This is a genomic window from Bradyrhizobium sp. AZCC 1577, assembly GCF_036924575.1.
GTDB lineage: Bacteria > Pseudomonadota > Alphaproteobacteria > Rhizobiales > Xanthobacteraceae > Bradyrhizobium.
On record NZ_JAZHRQ010000001.1, the window covers coordinates 4847463 to 4870151 of the forward strand.

The window sequence follows — 22689 nt, forward strand, 5'->3', positions numbered from 1 at the left end:
TCCGGCAGGCGGGTTCAGGCCGGCTGCGCGGTCGATGCCACCAACGTCCGCACGTCGGTGTAGATATTGACTAGCGGCGCCACCACCTTGTGCATCGCGTTCTTCGATACGATCGTGTCGTGGATCACCAGATGATCGACGCCCGTAGTCAGAAAGCAGTTCACGGCGTCCTGCGGCGCTTCCACGATGGGCTCGCCCTTGATGTTGAATGAGGTGTTGATCAGCACGGGAACGCCGGTCAAGGCCTCGAATTCCTTCAGCAGGCGGTAGAGCATCGGATTGGTTTCTTCGCGCACGGTCTGGACGCGTGCAGTGCCATCGACATGCACGATCGCCGGGATCTTGTCGCGCCATTCAGGGCGAACCGGCTTGGCGATCAGCATGAAGGGCGAGTCTTCCTCGCCTTCAAAAATATCCTTCATGCGCTCGGACAGCACGATCGGCGCGAACGGCCGAAACGCCTGCCGGTGCTTTACGCGGCTGTTGAGGATGTCCTTCATCTCGGGCTTGCGTGGATCGGCCAGCAGGCTGCGGTTGCCGAGCGCGCGCGGCCCGAATTCCGAGCGGTCCTGAAACCAGCCGATCACCTTCTGATCGGCGAGCAGTTTGGCGGTGTCGCGGCAGACATTGTCGCTCCTGACGGCGTCGACCTGGATCCGCACCAGAAACTTCTGTAACTCCTTGGCGGCATTCTGGTCGCTGTAGCGCCTGCCGACATAGGCGTGATCCATCACGAAGGCGCGGCGCTGCTTCAGGATTTCGAGCCAGCCGTAATAGGCGCAGCCGATCGCAATCCCGTCATCGCCCGCGGCAGGCTGAATCCAGACGTTCTCGAAACCGGCTTCACGGGCTAGACGCCCGTTCGCCACGCAATTCAGCGCGACGCCGCCGGCCATGCAAAGGTTTTTGGCGCCGGTGGTTTCGCGCAACCAGCGGGCGCGGGCCAGCAGCACGTTCTCGGTATCGTCCTGCGTGCGCCAGGCCAGGTCTTCCCAGTGCCGCATCGCAGGGTGTTTTTCCCAGTTGCCGGCGACGTCGAAGACATAAGGTTGCTTGAAGTCGGTGGCGTTCCAGTGCGGCACGTGCAGCTTGCCGTCGTGCAGTTCGAGCAGATGCTTGACCTGATCGCGGCGGCCATAGGGCGCCAGTCCCATCAGCTCGCCGCACTTGTTCCAGTCGCCAAAGATGTAGGTCGAGGCGCGGCTGTAGAGCGCGCCGAGCCCGGGCATGGTGTAGAATTCGTCGCTGAGGAAGCCGCGATCCGGCTCCATCCAGACCTTCTTCAGGCACTCGAGGGTCGTCCCATTGAACCTGTAATAACTTTCGGATTCTCGTGCCAGCGCTGTTGCCGGGTCGCTGGCGGGAAATGATTCCATGACGTCGGAGCGATAGCTGCCGACGCCATCGACGATCATCACGACGCCATCCTCGAACGGCGACACCGCGAACGCGCTGTAGGCGTGCGCGAGATGATGAGAGATCGTGACCACCTTGTCCGAATGTTTCAGATACAGCGGATGCTTGGCTGCCTCGTCGCGCTCGAATTCCGGCAGGAAGCCCGGCGCGTCGAAATAGACCAGCCGCTCTTCCATTTCCGGGACCGGCAGGATGTAGCAATTGCGCACCACCAGATCGACGTCGTCGAGCGCAATGCCTTCGGCTTCGAGACAATAATCGATCACTTCTTTGTAGAAGCCCGATGCGTGCTTGGCCCGCGTGATCCGCTCCTTGGCGATCGCAAACGCAATGGCGCCGTCGCGCAACAGGCAGGCGCTGACATCATGGTCATAGGTGTTCAGACCAAGGACATAAGTGTGTTTTTTTGGCATGGGTACTCGTCAGGAGAGGATCGTCTTGCGCTGAAAAATGGAGATCGTGTCGACATCAAGTTCTTGGCGTGGCCTTGCAGATTTTTTCAATCGAAGTTCTGCAGCGCACAATCCTAAGTGTTCATCCAACATTCAGGAAGATGAATGCGCGCCGCAGGAATCCGCAGCAAAACCACCGTAACTTGACCTTACCTCCCCTTCTCAATAAAGTCCGGAAAGCCCGAAAGAACCTTAGTAAAAATATTGTCTTAGTGCATCTGAACTGAAAGCATTCTCGCGCGTCTACGTGAGATAGTGCCGAAGTGCAGGTGTTTCGGAAGTGACCGGGAGATTCTCGAATGGCTAAACGCTACAATATCCTGACCCGCTGTCTTGCAGCGCTGGCTTTGTTGTTCGTCTACGTGGCCAGCACGTCTGCGATTCTGGTGGGCGGAACAACCACGTCCGCACAGGCGTACCGCGGCAGAGGCAGAGGCTATTATGGCGGCCGTGGCTTCTATCGCGGCGGTCGTGGCTTCTATCGCGGCCGAGGCTTCTATGGTGGGCCCGTTGTTGTGCGCCCTGGCCCGCGCTGCTGGTGGAACGCCTACGGCGCCCGCGTCTGCAGGTGGTGATAGGCCGATCGCCGTCGCGTCAGACGGGATCGTTAACGGAATCAGGCGTGCCAAACGGCACGCCTTTTTCTTTGGCCGATTGCTTCCGTGCACAGAGAGCGCCGTCCGCGCCCGGCTTAACTTGCAAGCCGGGGAAGCAGCTTGAGCGCATTCCCCCGCTCGATCGCCGCCATCTGCTCCTCCGTGAACACACCCGCCTCGCGCAGCCCCTTCACATGATCGATGCCGGTCCGGTACGGGAAATCGGTCCCGAACACGATCTGCGACGGAGGAATGATCGCCGCCAGCGCCGACATCGCACCACGGTTGGACGTCTGCGCGGTGTCGTAGAAGAATCGCTTCAGCTCGGTGAGCGTGCCGTCGGGCACCGTCTCCTTCGCCTTCGGCGCCAGCAGCGGATGCCGGACGAAGCGCTCGATCAGGAACGGCATCGTTCCGCCGGCGTGGGAGAATATCCATCGGATTTCGGGAAACCGCCGCGCGTTGCCGGAGAAGACGATGTCGGCGATCGTGCGCGTCGTGTCGGTGCCGAACTCGATCATGACGGGCGGCTGCGTCGGCGCCAGGTTCACGCAACAATTGGCCGCGGTGGGATGGGTGTAGACCAGCGCCTTGCGGCGATTGAGCTCCTCCATGACCGGCAAGAACAACGGATCTCCGAGCCATTTGTCGCCGTAGCTCGTCATCAAGGCAATGCCGTCGGCCTTGAGCGTGTCGAGCGCATAAGTGAGTTCGCGCAGGCTGCCTTCGGCGTCGGCGAGCGGCAGCATCGCGAAATTGCCGAACCGCCCCGGATAATCCGCGACCAGCTTAGCGGCATATTCGTTCGACTCGCGGCAGAGCCTTCGTGCCGTATCGCCCTTGGTGAAATTGACCGCGGGCGTGGTCACGGACAGCATCGCAGTGGCGATGCCGGCCTTGTCCATATCGGCGAGCGATTTCTCGATCGTCCAGTTCTTCATCAAGGGATCGCCGAAGCCGCTGTCGTTCGACGCGGTCACGTAGGTTGGCGGCGAGAGATGATGGTGAACGTCAATCCGGAACGGCTTTGCGTCGGCGGTTTGTGCCCCCACCCAGCCACCACCGATCGCCGTCGTCATCGCCAGCGCGCCGGCACCGAGCATGAAGCCACGCCGGCTTGGTGCTGCGAATGACGAACTCGATTGACCACAGCAGAAGCATCCCCGCAGCGGGGCCGTGCGCAAATCCGTCATTCGTTCTCTCCCCGATCTTGTTGTTGTTGCGTGCAGCCTTCAGCCGTCGAGAATGGCGACCGCCCGGGTCCAGCCTGCAGATGCGCGCTCGATCTTCACCGGGAAGCACGACACCATGAATCCGGTCGACGGCAAGTGCTCGAGATTGTGCAGCTTCTCGAGGTGGCAATAGCCGATGTGGCGGCCGGCCTTGTGGCCTTCCCAGATCAGGCTGGCGTCCTTCGTCTCGGCATATTTCTTCGCGGTGTAGACGAACGGCGCATCCCAGCTCCAGCCGTCGATGCCGGTCAGGCGCACGCCGCGCTCCAACAGATACATCGTCGCCTCGTAGCCCATGCCGCAGCCGGAGGTGACGTAGTCCTGCTGCCCGTATTTGGCACCGGCGCTGGTATTGACCACGACGATCTCAAGTGGCGACAGCGTATGGCCGATGCGCTTCAATTCCGCTTCGACATCCTCGGCGGTCGCGACGTAGCCATCCGGAAGATGCCGGAAGTCGAGCTTCACACCCGGCTGAAAGCACCATTCCAGCGGCACCTCGTCGATGGTCCATGAACGCTCGCCGCGGTTCATGGTGGGATGGAAATGCCAGGGCGCATCCAGATGCGTGCCGTTGTGGGTGGAGAGCGATACCTGCTCCACCGCCCAGCCCTGGCCATCAGGCAGATCTTCCGCCTTCAACCCTTCGAAGAACTGCAGCATGCGCGGCAGGCCCTGCTGGTGATCGATGTACTGGATGGTCGGGTGGTTGCCGGGCGGATCGGCCGGCACGTCGTTTTGCAGGGGGACGGAAATGTCGATCAATCTGCGCGCCATGGCGGTTCCTCGCTGGATGTTCTTTTTGTGGAGCGTGGTCGCAAACGGCTATTGCCGCTCGACCCGGTTCTTCAATATGCCGATCTTTTCGACTTCGAGTTCGATGGTATCGCCATGTTCGAGATACCAGCCGAGTTCGAGCCCGCATCCATTGCCGACGGTGCCGGATCCGATGAATTCGCCGGGCATCAGGGTCTCGTCCTTGCTGACATGGGCGATGATCTCCTCGAACGAGAATAGCATGCCCTCGGTCACCCCTTGCGAGCGCGTCTCGCCGTTGACGCGCGCTTCCATCTTCAACTTGTAGGGATCGCCGATCTCGTCTGGCGTCACGATCCACGGGCCCATCACGTTGCCGCCGTCGAAACTCTTGCCCTTTGCCGGGCCTAGCCGTCCCTCCATTTCAATGCGCTGGGCATCGCGCGCGGAAAAGTCGTTGAAGATCGTATAGCCAAAGATGTGGTCTTGGGCCTTGGCGGCGGAGATGTTGGCGCCCTTGTTCCTGGTGATGATGCCGAATTCGAGCTCATAGTCCATTACCTGGCTGTAGCGCGGCCATTTCACGGTGGTGTTGGTGCCGCGCACGCTGAAGCGGTTGGTGAAGTAGTAGATCGGCTGCTTGCGATAGACCTCTGGCAGTTCGCCGAGCGGCTCGGCCTCGATCCGCGCCAGCTCGGCCATGTCGCCCTTGGCGCGTGCGGCCAGCTTGAGCTGCCCGCGCGGCGCCTGCAGGATGTGCAGCGGGAACGACATGCCGTCCCGCATCTGCCGCGGCTCGGGGACCGGCGCGAGAATTTCGGCCGCCTCGATCTTCATGGACAAGCTCTCGTCCTTGCCGTGCTTGTCGAACACCTTTGCCGCCTGTTCGATCGCGGCGTCACCGGCATCGATCAGCGCCAGCATCGAAGCGAAGGCAGGATTGGCACCTCCGTTGCGGCTGGCCGCCGCTGCGAGATCAAAGAGCAGCCTGTCGCCGCTATGCACGATGGCGACCTTTTCCTGACCGCCCGACTTTATTGTTGCGAGTTTCACCTGACGCCCCTTGTTTTTCGGTGAAATATATGATCAAAAAAAATATCGATAAACAAGACAGAAAAATGTGTAGTGGGGAGAACACTGTGAAAAAGGCGCTAGCCGCCCTTGCCGTCAGCGTGGCGCTGACCGGTACCGCCTTTGCGCAAGCCAAGATCCAGGTCGGCTGCACGGCGACCTCGGATTGCGCCTCGGCAATGATCGCGATCGACGAGGGCATTTTTAGAAAACACGGGCTCGAGGTCGAGATGACGCCGATCGGCATCAACTCGAACATCCCAGCGGCGATCCTGTCGAATTCGATCCAGATTGGCGGGCCGACCTCGACGGTGTTTTTGCAAGCCGTCGACGGTGGGCTCGATCTCGTCGCTATTGCGGGTGCTACCATCATGAGCCCGGTGTCGAACGGCAACATCACCGCCTTCGTCCGCAACGGCATCACCATCAAGGAGCCGAAGGATTTCATCGGCAAAAAAGTCGGTGCGCCGGGGCTAAACGCCTTCCTGCATGTGCTGTTCGTGAAATGGCTGGTGGAGAAAGGCGTCGATCCCAAGAGTGTCAATTTCGTCGAGGTCACCTTTCCGACGATGGCCGATATCATCAAGTCCGGCGGCGTCGACGCCGTGCTGACCGCTGAGCCGCTGGTGACGCGGATGACCAATGCCGGCCTTGGTTCGGTCGGGGCGCGCTATGCGGTCGAACTGGCGCGCACCGATCCGATCATCTTCTACGCGGCCTCGCGCGAATGGGCGGAAAAGAACGCCGCGGCAGTCAAGAAATTTCGCGATGCGCTCGCCGAATCCGCCGCGATCGTCAACAATGACCGCGAAAAGGCGTCGAACTCGATTGCCAAGTTCACCAAGCAGCCGATCGAACTGGTCAAGGCGACGCCGCCGAACCGTTCCGAACCGGCGCTGAAGCCCGAGCAGCTCTCTTGGTGGATCGAGGTGATGTCGTCACAGAAGATGCTGCAATCCAAGCTCGACACCTCAAAGCTGGTCCTGAAGTAAAGGATTTCGCGATGCCGGCCTCTGAGCGCCAATCGAGCCGACCGGTGACTGAGGCCGCTACCTTGAGCGAGCGCGCGGCCACGCTGGTCGAGCAGGACATTCTTGCCGGTCATCTACCGCCGGGATCGCGGCTCGGCATCGTCGACCTCGTGCAGCGCTACGAGATCGGCGCCACCCCCTTGCGCGAGGGCCTGTCACGGCTGATGTCGCGGGGGCTGATCGTGGGCACCGGGCAGCGCGGTTTCCGCGTCGCCGACGTCAGTCGCGAGGATCTGCTCGACATCACCACGATGCGCACGGCGATCGAGATCGAGGCCATCAGGCTGGCGATCACCCATGGCGACGATGCCTGGGAGGCTGGCATCGTCAGCGCGCTGCACCAGATGCGCCGCCACATCGAGCGGACCGGCGATGAATTCCGCGAGGGCGCAGAGGATTTCGACCGGCTGCACAAGGGCTTTCACACCGCCTTGCTGGCGGCGTGCGGCTCGAAGCGTTTGCTGACGGCCCATTCCGATCTCTACGACCAGGCCTATCGCTACCGTCGCGTGATGATGCGCTCCGTCGATAGCGGCAAGAAATTCGTGCGCGCGCATCAATTGCTCGCCGACCGCGTGATCGGCCGCGACATTCAGGGGTCTCAAGCGATGCTATCGGCGCATCTGCGTTCGACCATGGATTTCGTCTATCCCCCAGGCAACGAGAGCTGACATCATGGCAAGCGCCGCAAAACGCCTCGAAGCCGTATCCGGCACTGCCACGCCCCAGATCACATTTGACGGCGTCACACTCGTCCTCGGCGGCAAGACCATCATCGAGAATCTGAGCCTGGGCGTACAGCCCGGCGAATTCCTCTGCATCGTCGGCGCCTCCGGTTGCGGCAAGACCACGGCGCTGCGGCTGGCGGCCGGTCTGTACCAACCGACCAGCGGCAAGGTGAATTTCGACGGCCAGCCGATGCGCGAGCCGCGTCGCGAGATCGCGATCGTGTTCCAGGATTATGGCAAGGCGCTGCTGCCGTGGCGCACCGCAGCGGGCAATGTCTCACTGGCGCTGGAAGCGGGCGGCATGCCGTCAGCCGAGCGCCCTGCCCGCATCGAGGAACTTTTGCGCACGGTCGGCCTGCCCGGCCATGCCGGCAAATACCCGTCAGAAATGTCAGGCGGCATGCAGCAGCGCCTGCAGATAGCCCGCTGCCTGGCGCAGGAGCCGAAGACGCTTCTGATGGACGAGCCGTTCGGCGCGCTGGACGCGATGACGCGGCAGGGATTGCAGGATGAGGTATTATCGCTGGTGGCAGCCAGCGGCGCTACCGTGATCTTCGTGACCCACGACCTCGACGAAGCCATCTATCTTGGCGACCGCGTCATTGGCCTGCTGCCGCATCCGGGACGGATCGGCATCGAGCTTTCGGTCAACCTGCCGCGCCCGCGCGATCAATTGTCGACCCGCGAGCATCCGGAATTCCTGCGGCTGCGGCGGCAATTGTTCGATTTCATCAAGGCCACCGAGCAGTGACGGCGAATTCCGCCAAGGCGCTCGTGCTGCCGCTCGCCGTGCTGGTGGCGTTCGAAGTCTGGGCACGCGCCACCCATCTGCAGAGCGACAGCCTTGCGCCGCCGAGCGAGATCGTAATGGCGCTGTTCGGCGCCTTCGCCGATCTCTCGATCCTGGCGGCGACGCGCGACACGCTGTTTTCAGCTTTCGCAGGCCTTGCGATCGGCACCACCATCGGCTTGGCGTTCGGCATCGCCTTCGGGATTTCAGATACGCTCGATCGACTGATGGAAGTAACGGTCGAGGCCATCAGGCCGATTCCCTCGATTGCGCTGCTGCCGATCGCGCTGATCGCGCTTGGCTTCGGCTACCGCATGGAAATCGTGATCGTGGCGTTCGCCTGCGTCTGGCCGGTTCTGATCTTGTCGCGCGCGGCGGTGCGCAGCATCGAGCCGCGGTTGATGGAGGTGGCGCGGGCGCTGCGGCTGTCGCCGGCACAGCGGGTCTGGAAGATCATCATCCCGGCAGCGCTGCCGCGGATCTTCGTCGCGTTCCGCCTGTCGGCCGGCATCGCGCTGATCGTCGCCGTGACGGTCGAAATCGCGATCAACCCGCTCGGCCTCGGGGCCGGCATCATGCTGGCGCAGCAGGCGCTGCGTCCCGACCTCATGCTGGCCTACCTGGTCTGGATCGGCATGATCGGCTACGCGCTGAACGTCCTCTTGACCGTCGCCCAGAACCACCTGTTCGGACGCGCCGCGTTGAGCGGAGACAGCGCATGAACCGCGCGGCCCTCCTCTGGCGTGTGGCGAGCTTTGCGGTCGCGGCCGGATTCATTGCGCTCTGGCAATTGATCGCCAATCTAAAACTGGTCTCGTCGGTGTTCCTGCCGGGACCGGACCGGGCCTGGGCTGCGCTGGTGCGCGGGTTTTCCTCCGGTGATCTCTGGAGCAAGCTTGCCGGCACGCTCGAACACATGGCCTATGGCTGGCTCGCCGCCTCCATTGCCGGCATCGCGATCGGCGCGATCATCGGATCGTCGCGCCCGATGCGGACCTATGTCGCGCCATCGCTGGAGTTTCTGCGGCCGCTGCCGGTCTCGGCGATCATTCCGGTGGCGATCGCGATGCTTGGGCTAACCCAGGCGATGGCGCTGTTCGTGATCGCCTTCGGCGCAATCTGGCCGATCATGTTGGCGACCATCCACGGTTTTGCGGCGGTCGAGCCGCGGCTCTATGAGGTCGCGCGGTCGCTGCAGATGTCGCGGCTCGCGGTGATCTTCAAGATCGCGCTGCCCTCCGCCAGCCCCGACATCCTCGCCGGCATGCGCCTCAGCTTGACGGTGGCGCTGATCCTGTCGGTGGTCTGCGAAATCCTGGCCGGCCTCGACGGCCTCGGCCATTGGGTTCTGCTGTCAGCCCGCGCGTTCCGCTCGGCCGACCTGTTCGCCGGTGTCATCCTGCTTGGCGTCACCGGTTACGTGACGTCGGTGGCGATGTCGCTGGCGGAGCACAGACTGTTGGCGTGGCAGGCAGCGCGACGGTGATCGCCGGCAGCCGAGCAGTTGCGGCTACGTATCTGCGACAGGCCGAGCCGAAACCTCCGGCTTCTTCGACGCCGTCATAAGGCGCCGCCAACCCCGTCCGACCCAGCGCCACAACGCCCGGAGACTGAAGGTGACGAGCACCTCATGGTGCCGCATTCCTTTGCCGCCCTTGACCAGCCCGAGATCGCGAATGATGCAGTACGTCCCGCTGCTCATGCGGGCGAACTTCGCATCTCGGAAATGATTGCGCACACGCGACAACATGCACGCAACATGCACCGCGGATCGATTTCGTCAATCTTGACGGCCGTCGAATCAACCTCGCCAGGATACGAAAGCCGTCAGAGCGTTGCGTTATTGTTGCGTTCGCCAATGCGATACAGTTGCGCGGTCCGAACCGGCACGCGACCCAGCACCGCGCGCCGCTCGTTCATGCGCTCGCTCGGCGAATCCGGCTGCGCAAAGCACTCAAGGATCTGAATGCGGATTTCCTCCGCGAGCGGGCCTTCGACCCGACGCATGCGATTCCAGAGCCGGATGATTTCCCGTTGCTTCTCGACATCCATTGGTCACCTCCAAACAACGACTAAGGAGAACATAACAGGAACGAAATTGCAAGCCACGAATTCGCTGCGGAGTCACAAGTGGCGGTGTCACAAGTCATGAAAGCGAAATTGCAGTATCGAAAGGTCGCGCGCACGCGTAGGCGTTATCGACAACGTCGTCCGTCACGCCTCGGATAAGCCATCACTGAGCGCGCCGCGAAAGCAGCCACTCCGATATCTCGGTTTCAACTCTAAATGCAGAGGCCGAGAATCTTCAGTCGACAAGCCTCAGCCGGGCGCGATTTGGACTTCGCAGCGTTTGCCTGCTTTGAATCCTTCGGCGAACTCTTTGGCGCACTCTTCGGCGCCTTGGGACGCTCATAGTCGCCGGCGATCACCATGGCCCAGTACGTACGACCGGTCCGCGCGCTTTTCACGCTGGCAACACCTACGCGCGTCGCGCCGGGCAACAGGAGGTTCTTCCGGTGCCCGGACGAATTGATCCACTGGTCGAGGGTCTTGGGAAAACCGTCGTAGCCGTACGCAATGTTCTCTGCGGCCCGACCTGCTCCCGCCGGGCCGACACGCGTATTGAACCGGCCAAGGACATCGTGATCCAGTTTGTCCTTTGCGGCCATCGCCTGAGCTTGATCGTGTGCTATCCGTGTGAGAGTCGCATCCAGGCTTACGCGCTTCTGCCCGTGCTTTAGCCGAAAATCGGAAATCATCTGCGCGGGATTGGCCGCCGCCTGCCGGCTCCCTGCGGCGACAAAACAAATCACCAGCCCCAGCAGAAGGGCCTGCCGCACCAGAATGACTGTCTTCCTACCAGCCACAATTGTTCCCCTGCCCCTCCCCAATTGTGCTGGGAAGATTCAATCCGAAAAAGACGTCGCAAGTCATTGATTTTATTGGTCGGGGCAGCTGGATTCGAACCAACGACCTGCAGTACCCAAAACTGCCGCGCTACCAGGCTGCGCTATACCCCGATCCGACGCTGGAAATGCTCGATACACGCTAAATCCGCAGCCATCAAGGCGATGGAAGCCGGTCAGCGCTTGCTGAACAGCGGATGCGCCACCCTGTCGCCTGGCTGAATTCCATACTTTTGCGCCGTGCCGGCAATCACTTCCAGGACCCCCCTGGCAAGCCCGCCCGAGGAGATGATCTTGGTGGAGAGCGGCTCGGTGTTCTCAGCGATTCGCAGGATGCGGCCGTCGGCGCGGATGAAGATCATGTCGAGCGGAATGTAGGTGTTCTTCATCCACATCGAGATCTGCTGCTCCGGCGAGAAATCGAACAGCATGCCTTTGCCGTCCGGGAGTTCTTTTCGGTGCATCAGCCCCTGAGTCTTCTCCTCCTCCGTCGTCGCCATCTCGACCAGGAACACGCGTACGCCTGACTTGGTGGCAATCTCGAGCGGCTGAACGCTCGCGGCCTGCGCGGCAGGATCGGCGCAGAGAATAAAGAGCACAGCAGACGCAGCGGCCAGCGACGTCATAAGGCGGTCCGGGATGCGAAGCCGCGCAACCATCAAAGCGAAATTCATCAAAGCACTCACGCCGGATATCCCAGGAGAAATTGCCGGGAACCCTAACCTGAGGATTGCGGCAAATGCCAGAGGCCGCCGCGCTGGGGCGCGACGGCCGGCTCACGTTTGCGTCAGTGGTACGGCGGGATCAATGCGACGACAGCGCCGACGGGCCGGTCTCCGGATGAATTTCCGCCGCCATCATGCCCTTGGACCCGGGTCCGTAGCGCACCAGCACGTACTGCCCCGGCCGCAGTTCGGTCATGCCGAAGCGGCGCAGCGTTTCCATGTGGACGAAGATGTCCGGCGTGCCCTCGCCGCAGGTCAGGAAGCCGAAACCGCGCAGCCGGTTGAACCATTTGACCTGGGCCCGCTCCAGACCGCTGGTCGGCGTAACGCTGACATGAGTCCGAGGCGGCAGCATCTGCGCCGGATGGATCGCGGTGGACTCGTCCATCGAGACAATCCGGAACGCCTGATAGCCCTTGGCGCGCTGCACGCATTCGACCACCACCCGCGCGCCTTCATAGGCGGTCTGGTAGCCGTCGCGCCTGAGCACGGTGACGTGCAGCAGCACATCGGGCCAGCCATTGTCCGGCACGATGAAACCGTAACCCTTCGAAGCATCGAACCATTTGATGATGCCCGATATTTCGACAAGGTTTGCTGCGGCATCGCCGAGCCCCGACAACGCGTCCGCCGCCGGATCGCGCTGTGCGCCGGCTGCGTATTCACCTGGTCCAAGCCTGTTCTGCCCTGTCCCGCCTGTCGGCGGCCCCCCGAGCTTCTTGGACCCAAATTCGTCCGACCCCATGACCCCGGACCTCACACTTCAAAAAGCGGTCCACTGTCGCCGTAGCGGACCGGAACACGCGCCCTACCATGACCATCATGATAACGCAGCGCGAATCTCTCGAATCAAAGATAACACTCCCGATTGTGGCGCATAGCTAAAAAAACAAATTGGCCTGCAACTATGAACAGGCTTGCACAGCCGCGAATCAGTTGGAGATCAATTGCCTACAAACGGTCCGAGCGTTTCTCCGATGTCGTGACGGATCACCAGATCGGCAACGTCGTCCTGCTCGGTAGGTTCATTGTTGATGATGATGAGCTTCGCGCCGCAGTTCTTGGCCATTAGCGGAAAACCTGCGGCGGGCCAAACAACCAGCGAAGATCCGACTGCCAGGAACAGGTCGCAATGCTGCGCCAGTTCGGTGGCGCGGCGCATCGCGTCTTCCGGCATCGCTTGTCCGAACGAGATCGTGGCCGTCTTTACCGGCTCGTCGCAGATGGTGCAGTCGGGTGCGCTGCCGGCTTCCTCGAAACGCTGCTTTACCCAAGGAAGATCATAGGCATGTCCGCAGCCGATGCAGCGGGCATAGGTGGTGTTGCCGTGCAGCTCGATCACGTCATCGGCCCTGAAGCCTGACACCTGATGCAAATTGTCGATGTTCTGGGTGATGATCGCCGGCGTCTTGCCGGCTTTGTAGAGCGAGGCCAGCGCGCGATGCCCGCGACCGGGCCTGGCCGCTGCAAAAGTTGCCTCCATCGCAAACCGTCGCCGCCAGGCCTCGGCCCGCGCGTCGGCGCTTGCAACGAATTCGTCGAACGCGATCGGGCGGTTGCGGGTCCAGAGGCCGCCCGGGGAGCGGAAATCCGGAATGCCGCATTCCGTGGAAATGCCGGCACCGGTGAAGGGAACGATACATGCGGCTTCGGCGATCATGTTGCCGAGTTGCTCGACGCCGCTGCGCAAATCCTTGGCGATCACCGCTGATATTTTCCAAATTGTTGGGCCGCGCGGATTATAGCACGGTCGTTCGGATTGCCAGACCGATGCACGCTGCCAGGCTGCGCCGCACGCACATCCGGCAAGGCGGCCTTATCAAGCCGCCTTATGCCGCGCCGCCTTGTCACACCGACGCGTCATGCTGCCTCATTATGCTGCCTTGGCCACGGATTCCTTCGGCTCCTTGGCTTCTTCCGACTTCTTCGCCTTGGGTGCGGGTGCGCTTTCCGTCTTCTTCACCGGTGGCTTGCCGTATTGCACCAGCTTTTCCAGTTCCGCTTCGAGCTCGGCGCGGCGCGCAGCGACTTTCTCGAACAACTTGTCGGTAGCATGCTCGCGCAGGCCTGCGAGTTCTTCGATGCTCAATGAATCCAGATCGATCTTTGCCATTGGAACCTCCCGTTTGTCTTTCGCTAACGGGAACCCGCATGAGCGACAAGAATGCGCCACACCTTATCCACCGCCTTCGCTTCAGGCGGCGCGCGATCACAAGGCCTCCCCATTCACGCCCCATTCGCGCACGCCAATGATGGCGGGCGCGAATCAAAAAAATGGATGGGCGATGACGGAGAAGGAAGAAAGACTCGCGCGCGACCGTGCCGAAATCGCAGCACGCGTCGCGAGCTTCAGGCAAACCCAGCAGAAGTTCGAACGCGAGCGCGAAGAATATTACGAAACGACCTTGGCCAACGCGCTGAATGGATCCAGCCGGCCATCATTCTGGCGCTGAGGCAACACCGCCAAGGGCACTGTTCGACCTCCGCGCTGTCGTCGACAGAAATATCGCGTCCGGAACCCGCAATAGAATTTGCTGCGGCCGGAACCAAGCCGATGTCTCGATGCTTTGCTAACAAATGCCGCAGCCCTGTGAGAGGTGAAAGCACGAAAGCCCCGTCTAGGTCTTCGGATGTAGGCGGGGTTTCGTTTGCCTTTTTGGAGGGCGGCATTGCGAGCTATGCGATCCCGCGGACCTGACCGTCGAATTGCGCGGAACGAATTCGATCCGTTCGGTGTTTCACTACCGGAAGGTGCATCATGCCTGCGTGGATGGAAATTCTGATCAATTTGATCGGTTATGCCGGCTTCATCGCCATCGCGACCTATCACAAATCGCCAGACGAAAAATTGCCGGACCGTTGAGTGCCCACTGGGCAGGCGCTAGTTCGCCTTGACCAGCGCTGGCCGCTTTCGGTTTACGGCCGCAGACTCTTTTTGTTCTCCCGGAACGAACAGGGGGCGCGTTTCAGGCACGATTGCTTTCTTAAGATGCCGTTACCTCGCCGTCCCGACCGTCGAACCTTTTTGGCGCAGCCCGTACCTATCTAAAAAGGTGCTGCGATGACTCAGGCCGACCACTATCGAGAACAATCCGACAGAGCCCGACGGCTTGCCGAAGCCGTCAAGGATCCGGAAGCTTCGAAGAAACTGATCGAGATGGCCGAGGAATTCCGCCTCTACGCCGAGCGACTGGAACAGATGCATTAGCGCGATTGCGCGGGGCGTGCATGGCATAGAGGCTTTAAGCCTCTGTTTACCCCTTTGCGCTGTAGCACCCGGCCGTTAACCCAACCTCTTTACAAGACGTAAACAGGAACCTGACAAGTTTCGACTAGGAGGGTTGCACCCATGGTCATTTACCCCATACCGGTTGAAGTGACACAAGCCAGAATCCAGCTCGTCGTCGATCAGGCCGCCAAGGCGCCGCCGCACACGATCAATCAGGATCTAAGGGCCGTCGACCATGCCAAGGCAGCCGCCATAGAAGCGGCCCTTGCCGATTTACAGACCGACGAGCCGTCGCTGGTGGACGTTAAAGTCTGACCTGACGGGAAGTATCAATCTTGCGCGCGAGGCCAGACTGCGTCCGGCCCCCTCTCACGCTCGCCATGCGAGCTGTTGTGCGTGCACGACGCCAAGCGTCAGCAGACCGCCGATGCCGGCGAGCACGGCCAAGCCAGCAAACCAGACCCATTGCGGCCCTTCCTTGTAAGCGAGGAACGGAGCAAGCGGCAGCGCTCAACATGTTCGTTGCGCGTCGAGGCAGGCATATCCTTCGTTAATGCATCAGGCGCGGCACGATAACCGATACCGCCAGCAATGCGCCGAGGCTGCTCACCACGGACAATTTCATCCGGGCCGTCCTGGCATCGGTAATCGGGAGCAAGAGAAAGAAAACCATCGCAACTATGAGCACGCCATAGAGCAGGTACATGGTCGATCCCTCCGTTGCCGCCACAATGGACGGAGGAGCCAACCGCGTATGTGTGGGACGTCACCCCCGTGACGCGGTGCCAACAATTCTGCAATTTTACGCTTTTCGTTGTCTCAATCACAACTTGAGCGTGCCACACCGATTTGATCAAAGTTCGAGAGAAAAAGAAATGCTCAGGAAGTTTCTGCGCGACGAGGGCGGCGCCACTGCAATCGAATACAGCCTCATCGCCGGGTTCATCGCCTTGGCCATCATCGCTGCCGTCGGAATGACCGGCGAAAGGCTCGTCGCGCTACTTGAGGGTCTTGCTACCGCATTGAGCCTTTAAGTTGCGATTGAAATGTCACGGCAAGGGTGAGGATCGCGCGTCCTATCGGCACCCAGAGCGCGCATCAGCGAGCGGGACCTTCGCGCAGATGGCTACGCGATCCAATAAATTGCTGTTCCAACGACAACGAGAGCAATGGCACCGGCGGTCAAAGTCCCGAGCTTTCGCTCGGACCTTGTCGGCAAATCTTCCCGCGCCGCGTTCTCTTCAGCCGGATGATCTTGTTTCATGCCACACCTCCCTCCATTCAAAACCGGCGTAGCGGTTTCGTTCCTCGGAACCAAGGTTCGAAATATATCTACGAGAGGACGAGAAACGGGTTTCGCGAGCGCGCTGGTAAGGCGAGCTCTCCTGTGCATCGCCCAAGCGGGGCGTCGTTCCGCAGGCCTGACCTTGAGCAACGAGCGCTTCCGATCTTTCGCATTCGCCCGCATCGATGGCCTTCTGAGGCCACAGAGCGCTCGGTGCGGACCCGCACTTTATCCGCACGTTATCGGTGACCTCTGGTGCACTTTGCTGCTATTTTCCGCCCGAACCGCCCAACCCAAACAAGATCTCTGAACGTTCTCAGGAGGACAACAAACATGCGCTATCTCCACACCATGCTGCGCGTCCGCAATCTCGATACTGCGATGAAGTTCTACCGGGACGCGCTGGGGCTGAAGGAAGTACGCCGGGTCGACAATGACAAGGGCCGGTTCACACTGGTGTTCCTGTGCGCGCCGGAGGACGAAGGCCTGTTCAAGGCCGCTCCCCAGAACCGCGGCGCGCCGCTGGTCGAGCTCACCTATAATTGGGACGAGGAGAAATACGGCGAGGACCGCTATTTCGGTCACCTCGCCTACGAGGTCGACGACATCTACGCGACCTGCGACCGCCTGATGAAGGCCGGCATCACCATCAACCGCCCGCCGCGCGACGGCAACATGGCTTTCGTCCGCTCGCCGGATCTGCATTCGATCGAGCTGTTGCAGAAGGGCGAACCGAAGCCGCCGGCCGAACCGTGGACCTCGATGCCGAACACCGGTCACTGGTAGGCCTGTACAATTTCTTCGTCCACGTCCGTCGTCCGAGCTACCATAAACGTTCCTTCACTCGGGTTCTTTTCTGCATGGGAACGGGCCACGACATGACGCGTTTTCTCCTCAGTGCATTTTGAGGAGGAGATGATGGGACGAGGAATTTTGCTTTGGTTGCTGGGCGTGCCTATTCCGGTGATCATTCTGTTGTGGCTGTTCTTCGGCCACTGAAAACGCTCTCGCCCGCGCATGACGCGGAAATCGGGGCTCTGTCGCACTGCGGCGGAGCCCCGATTTTTGTTGGGCTTGAGCCCACGCAAGAGCGCGCTTTTTTGCCGATCTTCGGCTATTAACGGCCAATCGGAAAATCAGCGGGAGCAACGCGCGTGGCCGACAACAACAAACAACAACTCACCATCTGGGGCCGGGCCAATTCGGTCAACGTGCAAAAAGTGCTGTGGTGCCTTGCCGAACTCGATCTCGCCTATGAGCGTATCGATGCCGGCATGCAGTTCGGAAAGAACAGCGAGCCTGCCTATCTGGCGATGAATCCGAACGGCCGCGTACCCACGCTGGTCGACGGCGACTACGTGCTGTGGGAATCCAATTCCGTGATGCGCTATCTCTGCATGGCCTATGGCCAAGGATCTGAACAAGGATCTGAACGAGGTTCGTCGATCTATCCCTCGCAGCCGAAGGCGCGCGCCGGCGTCGATCGCTGGCTCGACTGGACGCTGTCGACGCTGCAGCCGGTCGACCGGCCGGTGTTCTGGGCGTTGGTGCGCACGCCCATCGAAAAGCGCGACATGGTCGCGATCCAGAAGGATGTCGATGCCGAAGCCGCGGTGTGGCGGATCGTCGAGGCGCACCTGCCGACGCGGCGCTTCATCGAGGGCGATCAGTTCACCATCGCCGACATCGCGCTCGGTGCCTTCGCGCGGCGCTGGTTCGGCGTTGAAGGCGTGACAAAACCGAAACTGCCAAACCTCGAACGCTGGTTTTCGCAGCTCGCCGTACGCCCCGGCTTCACGCAGTTCATCGCGCCGCCGATGACGTAAGCGCGAATCTTCTCAACGCGAGCCGCCGGACACCCCCGCTCCGACGCTTACCGCGCCGCCGATTTTCATGCAGGTGTTGCTGCCTTCGATTCTGACGAAGCCCGCGCCGTATTCCGCGCATGCATTGGCCGAACTTGGGCGCTTGAGTGGCAGCGACTTGCCCGACGCGGGAGCTTTGTCGAGCTTCTGAGGACGGGTTTGTTCCGCGACCGAGGCAACCGCAGACAGCGCCAAGGCGACCATTATGGCGATCAATACCAGGAGGGATTTTCGCATCCCGCCTTCTATCGTCTCTCGCGGATCAGAGCCAGACTAGCGGATGAACTTGATGCCGACCGATTTGCCGCGGCGCCAGACCACTTCGCAGCGGCGCCCGGTCCTGGCGTCGCGCGAAAACGCCAACCGCAATTTCGCCGGCAACGTGTTGGGATCGTCGATCGTGACCTTCGCCCCCGTTGCGGACATATCCTGGACCACGCATTGGCGCGCGGCAAAACCGCCTTCGAGCGTGATCCACCCGGGTTGACTCAATGATTTGCGCGCGTCGCGCTTCTTGCTTGATAGCAAAGCCATGTCGAAAGCTCCCCCGAGACAGCCCTACACGATGCGGCTTTAAAATCCGTTGCTCAGCGCGTGGGCATGCCTCCGTCATTCGGCCGGGACGCTGATGGAGAGACGCAAAGCGGCCGCAGAACGCCTTTCCGAGCGGCTTGCCCACCCGCCCAAACGCCACTATACGTTCGCCCGTCGCCGCCCCCATCAAACATGGACGGCCGGCGGCCAACACGGCCCATCAAGCACTAACACCTTGATTTTCCTGTTGTTCTTGCTCCCTTCGTCTATCGGTTAGGACGCCACCCTTTCACGGTGGAGAGAGCGGTTCGATTCCGCTAGGGAGCGCCAAATTGCCACCACTCCGAACAAAACTGCGAACCCATGACGGCACGGATGCCATCCATGCCGGTGGGTTTTCGCCATGGCCCAAGGCATCAACTTAAATGCCGCGGTATCTGGCGGTGCGGAAGTTGGCATAGAAACGCGTGCTGGCGGAAAGCCATCGGCTGATCCGCCCCCCCCCCCAAAAAACGTTCGAAACAGCTTCGATCGTTCCGCGGTTCCGGCGACAGAGCTTCGAGCGTCCGGGTCCCCCGCCTGGCAGACTCGCAATCCCGACCACGAATCAAGCGGCCGGCGGCCCTCATTCCCGCTATAATAAAACCATGACGATCGGGATTACCGGACCCGAACGGAAGGTACCAAGGCAAAGCGCCGTGGTCGGGTCCATCATTGCGGCCGTCTTCGTTGCGATTTGCCTGATCCTGCTCTGGCTCACGAGCGACTTCCTGGTTGACTGGCTGTGGTTTTCCGCGATCGGTTATCCGCAGGTTTTTTGGACGACAATCGGCGCCAAGGCCGTCGTCTTTTTTGCAGTCTGGACCGGAACTGCGGTCGTCCTTTGGTTGAACGGATGGCTCGCGGTGCACTTTGCCCGACGGCAGCCGACGCAATCTGTCGCGGCCTTCGTGCAGAATCTCGCGGGCAATGTGCCGCCCGACCTGTTCGCGGTCATGCGCGATCGGCTGCCGTGGCCTCGCGTCATCGCCGGCGGTGCAGGATTGCTCGCTCTGCTGGTTGCCGCGGCAGAAGCCGGCAATTGGGGCATCATCCTGCCATTTTTCTATCACGTTCCCTACGGCGCAGACGATCCGCTCTTCAACAACGACATCAGTTTCTATCTCTTCGTGCTACCAGCCTATATCCTCGTCAAAAACTGGATGCTGCTCACAATCGTTCTGAGCGCGCTCTTCGCTGCAGCGATCTACTGGGTGCACGGCGATATCGAGTACGGCATTCATCGTCGATCGATGTCGCCGACAGCAATCGCTCACGGCTCGGCGTTGCTTGCTCTCCTCTTGGTCGTGAAGGCCTGGTCGTACGTTCTCGACCGTTACCTTCTACTGTATGGCGACAACGGCGTCGTCGTCGGCGCCAGTTACACCGAGGTGCATGTGGGGCTACCGGGCCTGTGGCTAATGATCGGGCTGTCGATCATTGCGGCGTTTGCTGCGTTGGCAAACTTGCGGGTGAGGACCTACCGGCTCCCTGCCGCCGCGGTCCTGCTTGTCGTCATCGGCTCTTTCGTCCTGTCCGGCGTCGCTCCCGTGCTGTTCCGGCAGTTCTTCGTCAAACCAAGCGAGTTGGAACTGGAGAAGCCCTACATCGAACGCAACATCGCACTCACCCGGCAGGCATACAATCTCGATCAGATCGCAGCCAAGCCGTTTACTGCCGAACAGGAGCTTACCTTTAAGACGCTCGACGCCAATAAGGCGACCATCGAGAATATCAGGCTGTGGGACTGGCAGCCCTTGTCGGACACCTACGCGCAGTTGCAGGAGATCCGCACTTACTACAAATTCCACCATCTTGACGTTGATCGCTACTGGCTCGATGGCTCGTACCAAAGCGTAATGATCTCGGCCCGCGAACTGCGGCCCTCCTTGCTGCCGCCGAATGCACAGACATGGGTCAACCGCCACGTGCTGTTTACCCACGGCACCGGCGCGGTGATGAGCCCGGTCACTCGCAAGAGCACCGAAGGGCTGCCATTCTTTTATTTGCGCGACATACCTCCTGTTGCGGATGGAGGCCCCCAGATCCGTGAACCGCGCATCTACTACGGCGAAGAACGCGACAGCTACGTCATCGTCAAGGGGAGTACTCCTGAGTTCGACTATCCGAAGGGAAAGGACAATGTCTATGCGGCCTATGACGGCACCGGTGGCGTTCCGATCGGAGCGATGGTGTGGAGAGGCCTGTTTGCTTATTACTTCAACGACCCTAACCTGGTGCTCTCAGGCTACATCACCGCCGACAGCCGGATCATGATCCGCCGCAATATCCAGCAGCGGGTACGGACGATCGCTCCGTTCCTCAGGCTCGATCACGATCCTTATCTGGTCATCAGCGATGGGCGGATGTTCTGGATGCAGGACGCCTATACGGTGAGTTCCTATTTCCCCTATGCACAGCCGGCGCAAGAGCTGGACCTCAACTACATCCGCAATTCAGTGAAGGTTATCGTCGATGCCTATAACGGAACCGTCGACTTCTATCTGATCGACACCCGCGACCCGGTCGCCGCAACCTTCCAGCGCATCTTTCCGGGCTTGTTCAAGCCGTTCTCGGTTATGCCGCCGGACCTGCAGAAACACATTCGCTATCCGGAGGACCTGTTCCTGATTCAGGCGCGGCTGTATCAGACCTACCACATGGAGGCGGCCGACGTTTTCTATAACCGCGAGGATCTCTGGCAGTTTCCGCGCCAGCCGGGCGGTGGCGGCATTGCAACGATGGCCCCTTATTACATCATCATGCGGCTGCCCGGCGAGCCGCAGGCCGAGTTCTTCCTCATGCTTCCGATGGTGCCTAGCCGTCGCGACAACATGATCGCGTGGCTCGCCGCGCGCTGCGACGCGCCCGACTACGGCAAGCTGATCGTCTACGAGTTTCCCAAGGAGAAGCTCGTCTATGGACCATTCCAGATCGAAGCGCGGATCAATCAGAGTACCGAGATATCGCAACAAATCACGCTATGGAATCAGATGGGCTCGCGGGTGATACGCGGTGCGAACTTGCTTGTGATCCCGATCGAGAACTCGATCCTTTATGTAACGCCGCTCTATTTGCGAGCGGAGCACGGACACCTGCCGGAGCTGAAGCGCGTGATCGCAGCCTACGGCGAACATGTGGTAATGAAAGAGACGCTCGCCGAGGCCTTGTCAGCGCTGTTCATAGAGTCCGGCGCTGCACCGGCAGTTTCAACCACGACAGAGGAGAGGCCCGTCACAGGCCCGGCGGCAAGTCGGGCACGGGAGGCGCTTGATCGCTACAATCAAGCAGTGGAGCGATTGAAGTCCGGAGATTGGAAAGGTTTCGGCACGCAGTTCGATGCAATGCGCGAGCTTCTGGAGGAAATGAACCGACGCTCCACCGGCCACTAGGCCCCGAACCTTCAGTCCAGCGCTGCCTCCGACCCGGAGAAGTGGAAATTATGAACATGGGTGCGGCACCACGATTGAGCTTTGCTCAAAATCATATCGCGATTTCAACAGCATAAGAGTTCGTAGTTTTGTTCTGAACGGCGCGCCATCACGTTGCCACCACTTTCAAAGCACGTTGCAGTGCTACTTTCCGCCGGATGCCTGACGGACGGTCGGCGCGAGTTTCTGGGATCATCCTGTGCGGGAAAAAACGCGAAACGCATCGTCGTCGGCGCCATGAAACCGCATGAGCGAAAACCACGCCATGTTCGGCAGACAGCTGGTCTCTCCCGCCGACGCGACTTTCGACGCCTGACGCCTGACGCCTTTCGATTCGCCTCGAACCAGGCTGTCAAGTTTTCCCGGACCGGACAGGTCGAAACGGCCGTCGCGATAACTGCTACAGCCATTATAAATCATATTCGGATAATCATATTCGGCGACTCTCGGACGTAAAGCGTCTGGTCACTCCACAGCTTATGCGAAAAGAATGCGTGACTACACGCTTAAGGAGAAGACCGGAAGGTGACGGCGCTCGTGATCGTGGCATGGCTAGCAATCATTGCATTGGCGTTGCATTCCGGAAGATAAGTAAAGCTGCTG

General features: G+C 60.7%; 27 protein-coding genes and 2 tRNA genes. 13 read left to right on the top strand and 16 right to left on the bottom strand.

All coding sequences use genetic code 11. From position 1 onward, the window contains the following. Positions 1-14: 14 nt before the first annotated feature. From V1278_RS22975 to V1278_RS22990, 4 genes are all read right to left on the bottom strand, one after another. A complete protein-coding gene (locus tag V1278_RS22975) occupies positions 15-1829 on the bottom strand; it encodes a carbamoyltransferase family protein (protein ID WP_334382288.1) in 1815 nt (604 codons plus the stop codon). Positions 1830-2559: 730 nt separating this feature from the next. Beyond that, positions 2560-3657: an amidohydrolase family protein gene (locus V1278_RS22980; protein ID WP_334382289.1), complete on the bottom strand. Its 1098-nt coding sequence runs from the start codon at positions 3655-3657 to the stop codon at positions 2560-2562. A gap of 39 nt (positions 3658-3696) precedes the next feature. Then, complete coding sequence (locus V1278_RS22985) at positions 3697-4473, bottom strand: cyclase family protein (protein WP_334382290.1); 777 nt, start codon at positions 4471-4473, stop codon at positions 3697-3699. Positions 4474-4521: 48 nt separating this feature from the next. Further along, positions 4522-5505 (bottom strand): fumarylacetoacetate hydrolase family protein, encoded by a 984-nt coding sequence (locus tag V1278_RS22990; RefSeq protein WP_334382291.1) that lies wholly within the window; start codon positions 5503-5505, stop codon positions 4522-4524. Positions 5506-5591: 86 nt separating this feature from the next. Here V1278_RS22990 and V1278_RS22995 point away from each other — a divergent pair, with 86 nt between their 5' ends. The 5 genes from V1278_RS22995 to V1278_RS23015 are packed head-to-tail and all read left to right on the top strand — an operon-like array spanning position 5592 to position 9558. After that, the gene (locus V1278_RS22995; RefSeq protein WP_334382292.1) at positions 5592-6515 is read left to right on the top strand and encodes an ABC transporter substrate-binding protein; all 924 of its coding nucleotides are present in this window, start codon (positions 5592-5594) and stop codon (positions 6513-6515) included. A gap of 11 nt (positions 6516-6526) precedes the next feature. Continuing rightward, the gene (locus tag V1278_RS23000; protein WP_334368864.1) at positions 6527-7225 is read left to right on the top strand and encodes a GntR family transcriptional regulator; all 699 of its coding nucleotides are present in this window, start codon (positions 6527-6529) and stop codon (positions 7223-7225) included. A 4-nt stretch (positions 7226-7229) separates the two neighbouring features. Continuing rightward, entirely contained in the window at positions 7230-8033 is an 804-nt protein-coding gene (locus V1278_RS23005; protein WP_334368862.1) for an ABC transporter ATP-binding protein, read from the top strand. Beyond that, on the top strand, positions 8030-8794 hold the full coding sequence (locus V1278_RS23010; protein ID WP_334382293.1) for an ABC transporter permease: 765 nt from the start codon (positions 8030-8032) through the stop codon (positions 8792-8794). The genes V1278_RS23005 and V1278_RS23010 overlap by 4 nt, the downstream gene beginning before the upstream one ends. After that, a complete protein-coding gene (locus V1278_RS23015) occupies positions 8791-9558 on the top strand; it encodes an ABC transporter permease (RefSeq protein ID WP_334382294.1) in 768 nt (255 codons plus the stop codon). The genes V1278_RS23010 and V1278_RS23015 overlap by 4 nt, the downstream gene beginning before the upstream one ends. 24 nt (positions 9559-9582) lie before the next feature. On the opposite strand, the gene V1278_RS23020 is transcribed toward V1278_RS23015, so the two are convergent. The 8 genes from V1278_RS23020 to V1278_RS23055 all read right to left on the bottom strand — a co-directional run bounded on the left by V1278_RS23020 (position 9583) and on the right by V1278_RS23055 (position 13816). Then, positions 9583-9774: a hypothetical protein gene (locus V1278_RS23020; protein ID WP_156433808.1), complete on the bottom strand. Its 192-nt coding sequence runs from the start codon at positions 9772-9774 to the stop codon at positions 9583-9585. Between the two features lie 125 nt (positions 9775-9899). Further along, positions 9900-10124 (bottom strand): hypothetical protein, encoded by a 225-nt coding sequence (locus tag V1278_RS23025; protein ID WP_334368857.1) that lies wholly within the window; start codon positions 10122-10124, stop codon positions 9900-9902. 230 nt (positions 10125-10354) lie between these two features. After that, the gene (locus V1278_RS23030) at positions 10355-10897 is read right to left on the bottom strand and encodes a CAP domain-containing protein (RefSeq protein ID WP_334384236.1); all 543 of its coding nucleotides are present in this window, start codon (positions 10895-10897) and stop codon (positions 10355-10357) included. Between the two features lie 118 nt (positions 10898-11015). Next, positions 11016-11092 (bottom strand) — tRNA-Pro (locus V1278_RS23035). Between the two features lie 62 nt (positions 11093-11154). Beyond that, positions 11155-11604, bottom strand: a complete 450-nt coding sequence (locus V1278_RS23040) for a DUF192 domain-containing protein (protein WP_334384237.1) — start codon at positions 11602-11604, stop codon at positions 11155-11157. 178 nt (positions 11605-11782) lie between these two features. After that, the gene (locus V1278_RS23045; RefSeq protein WP_057845021.1) at positions 11783-12448 is read right to left on the bottom strand and encodes a cold-shock protein; all 666 of its coding nucleotides are present in this window, start codon (positions 12446-12448) and stop codon (positions 11783-11785) included. 198 nt (positions 12449-12646) lie between these two features. Beyond that, positions 12647-13408, bottom strand: coding sequence for an SIR2 family NAD-dependent protein deacylase (locus tag V1278_RS23050; RefSeq protein WP_334382295.1), 762 nt, complete (start codon positions 13406-13408; stop codon positions 12647-12649). A 168-nt stretch (positions 13409-13576) separates the two neighbouring features. Continuing rightward, positions 13577-13816, bottom strand: coding sequence for a hypothetical protein (locus V1278_RS23055; protein WP_334382296.1), 240 nt, complete (start codon positions 13814-13816; stop codon positions 13577-13579). 136 nt (positions 13817-13952) lie between these two features. On the opposite strand from V1278_RS23055, the gene V1278_RS23060 reads away from it, so the two are divergent. The 3 genes from V1278_RS23060 (at position 13953) to V1278_RS23070 (ending at position 15247) form a co-directional block, all read left to right on the top strand. After that, entirely contained in the window at positions 13953-14156 is a 204-nt protein-coding gene (locus V1278_RS23060; protein WP_334368847.1) for a hypothetical protein, read from the top strand. A gap of 608 nt (positions 14157-14764) precedes the next feature. Further along, positions 14765-14911 (top strand): hypothetical protein, encoded by a 147-nt coding sequence (locus V1278_RS23065; protein ID WP_198027963.1) that lies wholly within the window; start codon positions 14765-14767, stop codon positions 14909-14911. 141 nt (positions 14912-15052) lie between these two features. Continuing rightward, positions 15053-15247, top strand: a complete 195-nt coding sequence (locus tag V1278_RS23070) for a hypothetical protein (protein ID WP_028346212.1) — start codon at positions 15053-15055, stop codon at positions 15245-15247. Between the two features lie 235 nt (positions 15248-15482). Here V1278_RS23070 and V1278_RS23075 read toward each other — a convergent pair whose 3' ends face one another. Next, positions 15483-15638: a hypothetical protein gene (locus V1278_RS23075; RefSeq protein WP_334368845.1), complete on the bottom strand. Its 156-nt coding sequence runs from the start codon at positions 15636-15638 to the stop codon at positions 15483-15485. Between V1278_RS23075 and V1278_RS23080 the strand changes: the two genes are divergently transcribed. Further along, positions 15637-15966, top strand: coding sequence for a Flp family type IVb pilin (locus V1278_RS23080; RefSeq protein WP_334382297.1), 330 nt, complete (start codon positions 15637-15639; stop codon positions 15964-15966). The two genes, V1278_RS23075 and V1278_RS23080, sit on opposite strands and share 2 nt — an antisense overlap. Positions 15967-16058: 92 nt before the next feature. On the opposite strand, the gene V1278_RS23085 is transcribed toward V1278_RS23080, so the two are convergent. Continuing rightward, positions 16059-16196: a hypothetical protein gene (locus tag V1278_RS23085; protein ID WP_156433806.1), complete on the bottom strand. Its 138-nt coding sequence runs from the start codon at positions 16194-16196 to the stop codon at positions 16059-16061. Positions 16197-16550: 354 nt separating this feature from the next. On the opposite strand from V1278_RS23085, the gene V1278_RS23090 reads away from it, so the two are divergent. Beyond that, positions 16551-17003 carry a VOC family protein gene (locus V1278_RS23090; RefSeq protein WP_028346213.1) on the top strand — a complete coding sequence of 151 codons (453 nt, stop codon included), beginning with the start codon at positions 16551-16553 and terminating at the stop codon, positions 17001-17003. A gap of 368 nt (positions 17004-17371) precedes the next feature. Beyond that, complete coding sequence (locus tag V1278_RS23095) at positions 17372-18043, top strand: glutathione S-transferase family protein (RefSeq protein ID WP_334368842.1); 672 nt, start codon at positions 17372-17374, stop codon at positions 18041-18043. A gap of 12 nt (positions 18044-18055) precedes the next feature. On the opposite strand, the gene V1278_RS23100 is transcribed toward V1278_RS23095, so the two are convergent. Next, positions 18056-18319 (bottom strand): hypothetical protein, encoded by a 264-nt coding sequence (locus V1278_RS23100; RefSeq protein WP_334382298.1) that lies wholly within the window; start codon positions 18317-18319, stop codon positions 18056-18058. Between the two features lie 36 nt (positions 18320-18355). After that, positions 18356-18616 (bottom strand): PilZ domain-containing protein, encoded by a 261-nt coding sequence (locus V1278_RS23105; protein ID WP_442893744.1) that lies wholly within the window; start codon positions 18614-18616, stop codon positions 18356-18358. Positions 18617-18871: 255 nt separating this feature from the next. Between V1278_RS23105 and V1278_RS23110 the strand changes: the two genes are divergently transcribed. Both V1278_RS23110 and V1278_RS23115 read left to right on the top strand, forming a co-directional pair. Beyond that, positions 18872-18946 (top strand) — tRNA-Glu (locus V1278_RS23110). A 317-nt stretch (positions 18947-19263) separates the two neighbouring features. After that, positions 19264-22047, top strand: coding sequence for a UPF0182 family membrane protein (locus V1278_RS23115; RefSeq protein ID WP_334382299.1), 2784 nt, complete (start codon positions 19264-19266; stop codon positions 22045-22047). The last annotated feature ends 642 nt before the right edge of the window (positions 22048-22689 follow it).

Bases quoted from the DNA above. Each gene is read 5' to 3' on its own strand.
- V1278_RS22975 (WP_334382288.1), bottom strand. From the start codon at position 1,829: ATGCCAAAAAAACACACTTATGTCCTTGGTCTGAACACCTATGACCAT.
- V1278_RS22980 (WP_334382289.1), bottom strand. From the start codon at position 3,657: ATGACGGATTTGCGCACGGCCCCGCTGCGGGGATGCTTCTGCTGTGGT.
- V1278_RS22985 (WP_334382290.1), bottom strand. From the start codon at position 4,473: ATGGCGCGCAGATTGATCGACATTTCCGTCCCCCTGCAAAACGACGTG.
- V1278_RS23000 (WP_334368864.1), top strand. From the start codon at position 6,527: ATGCCGGCCTCTGAGCGCCAATCGAGCCGACCGGTGACTGAGGCCGCT.
- V1278_RS23005 (WP_334368862.1), top strand. From the start codon at position 7,230: ATGGCAAGCGCCGCAAAACGCCTCGAAGCCGTATCCGGCACTGCCACG.
- V1278_RS23015 (WP_334382294.1), top strand. From the start codon at position 8,791: ATGAACCGCGCGGCCCTCCTCTGGCGTGTGGCGAGCTTTGCGGTCGCG.
- V1278_RS23020 (WP_156433808.1), bottom strand. From the start codon at position 9,774: ATGAGCAGCGGGACGTACTGCATCATTCGCGATCTCGGGCTGGTCAAG.
- V1278_RS23025 (WP_334368857.1), bottom strand. From the start codon at position 10,124: ATGGATGTCGAGAAGCAACGGGAAATCATCCGGCTCTGGAATCGCATG.
- V1278_RS23040 (WP_334384237.1), bottom strand. From the start codon at position 11,604: ATGACGTCGCTGGCCGCTGCGTCTGCTGTGCTCTTTATTCTCTGCGCC.
- V1278_RS23045 (WP_057845021.1), bottom strand. From the start codon at position 12,448: ATGGGGTCGGACGAATTTGGGTCCAAGAAGCTCGGGGGGCCGCCGACA.
- V1278_RS23055 (WP_334382296.1), bottom strand. From the start codon at position 13,816: ATGGCAAAGATCGATCTGGATTCATTGAGCATCGAAGAACTCGCAGGC.
- V1278_RS23060 (WP_334368847.1), top strand. From the start codon at position 13,953: ATGATGGCGGGCGCGAATCAAAAAAATGGATGGGCGATGACGGAGAAG.
- V1278_RS23065 (WP_198027963.1), top strand. From the start codon at position 14,765: ATGACTCAGGCCGACCACTATCGAGAACAATCCGACAGAGCCCGACGG.
- V1278_RS23070 (WP_028346212.1), top strand. From the start codon at position 15,053: ATGGTCATTTACCCCATACCGGTTGAAGTGACACAAGCCAGAATCCAG.
- V1278_RS23080 (WP_334382297.1), top strand. From the start codon at position 15,637: ATGGTCGATCCCTCCGTTGCCGCCACAATGGACGGAGGAGCCAACCGC.
- V1278_RS23075 (WP_334368845.1), bottom strand. From the start codon at position 15,638: ATGTACCTGCTCTATGGCGTGCTCATAGTTGCGATGGTTTTCTTTCTC.
- V1278_RS23085 (WP_156433806.1), bottom strand. From the start codon at position 16,196: ATGAAACAAGATCATCCGGCTGAAGAGAACGCGGCGCGGGAAGATTTG.
- V1278_RS23090 (WP_028346213.1), top strand. From the start codon at position 16,551: ATGCGCTATCTCCACACCATGCTGCGCGTCCGCAATCTCGATACTGCG.
- V1278_RS23100 (WP_334382298.1), bottom strand. From the start codon at position 18,319: ATGCGAAAATCCCTCCTGGTATTGATCGCCATAATGGTCGCCTTGGCG.
- V1278_RS23105 (WP_442893744.1), bottom strand. From the start codon at position 18,616: ATGGCTTTGCTATCAAGCAAGAAGCGCGACGCGCGCAAATCATTGAGT.
- V1278_RS23115 (WP_334382299.1), top strand. From the start codon at position 19,264: ATGACGATCGGGATTACCGGACCCGAACGGAAGGTACCAAGGCAAAGC.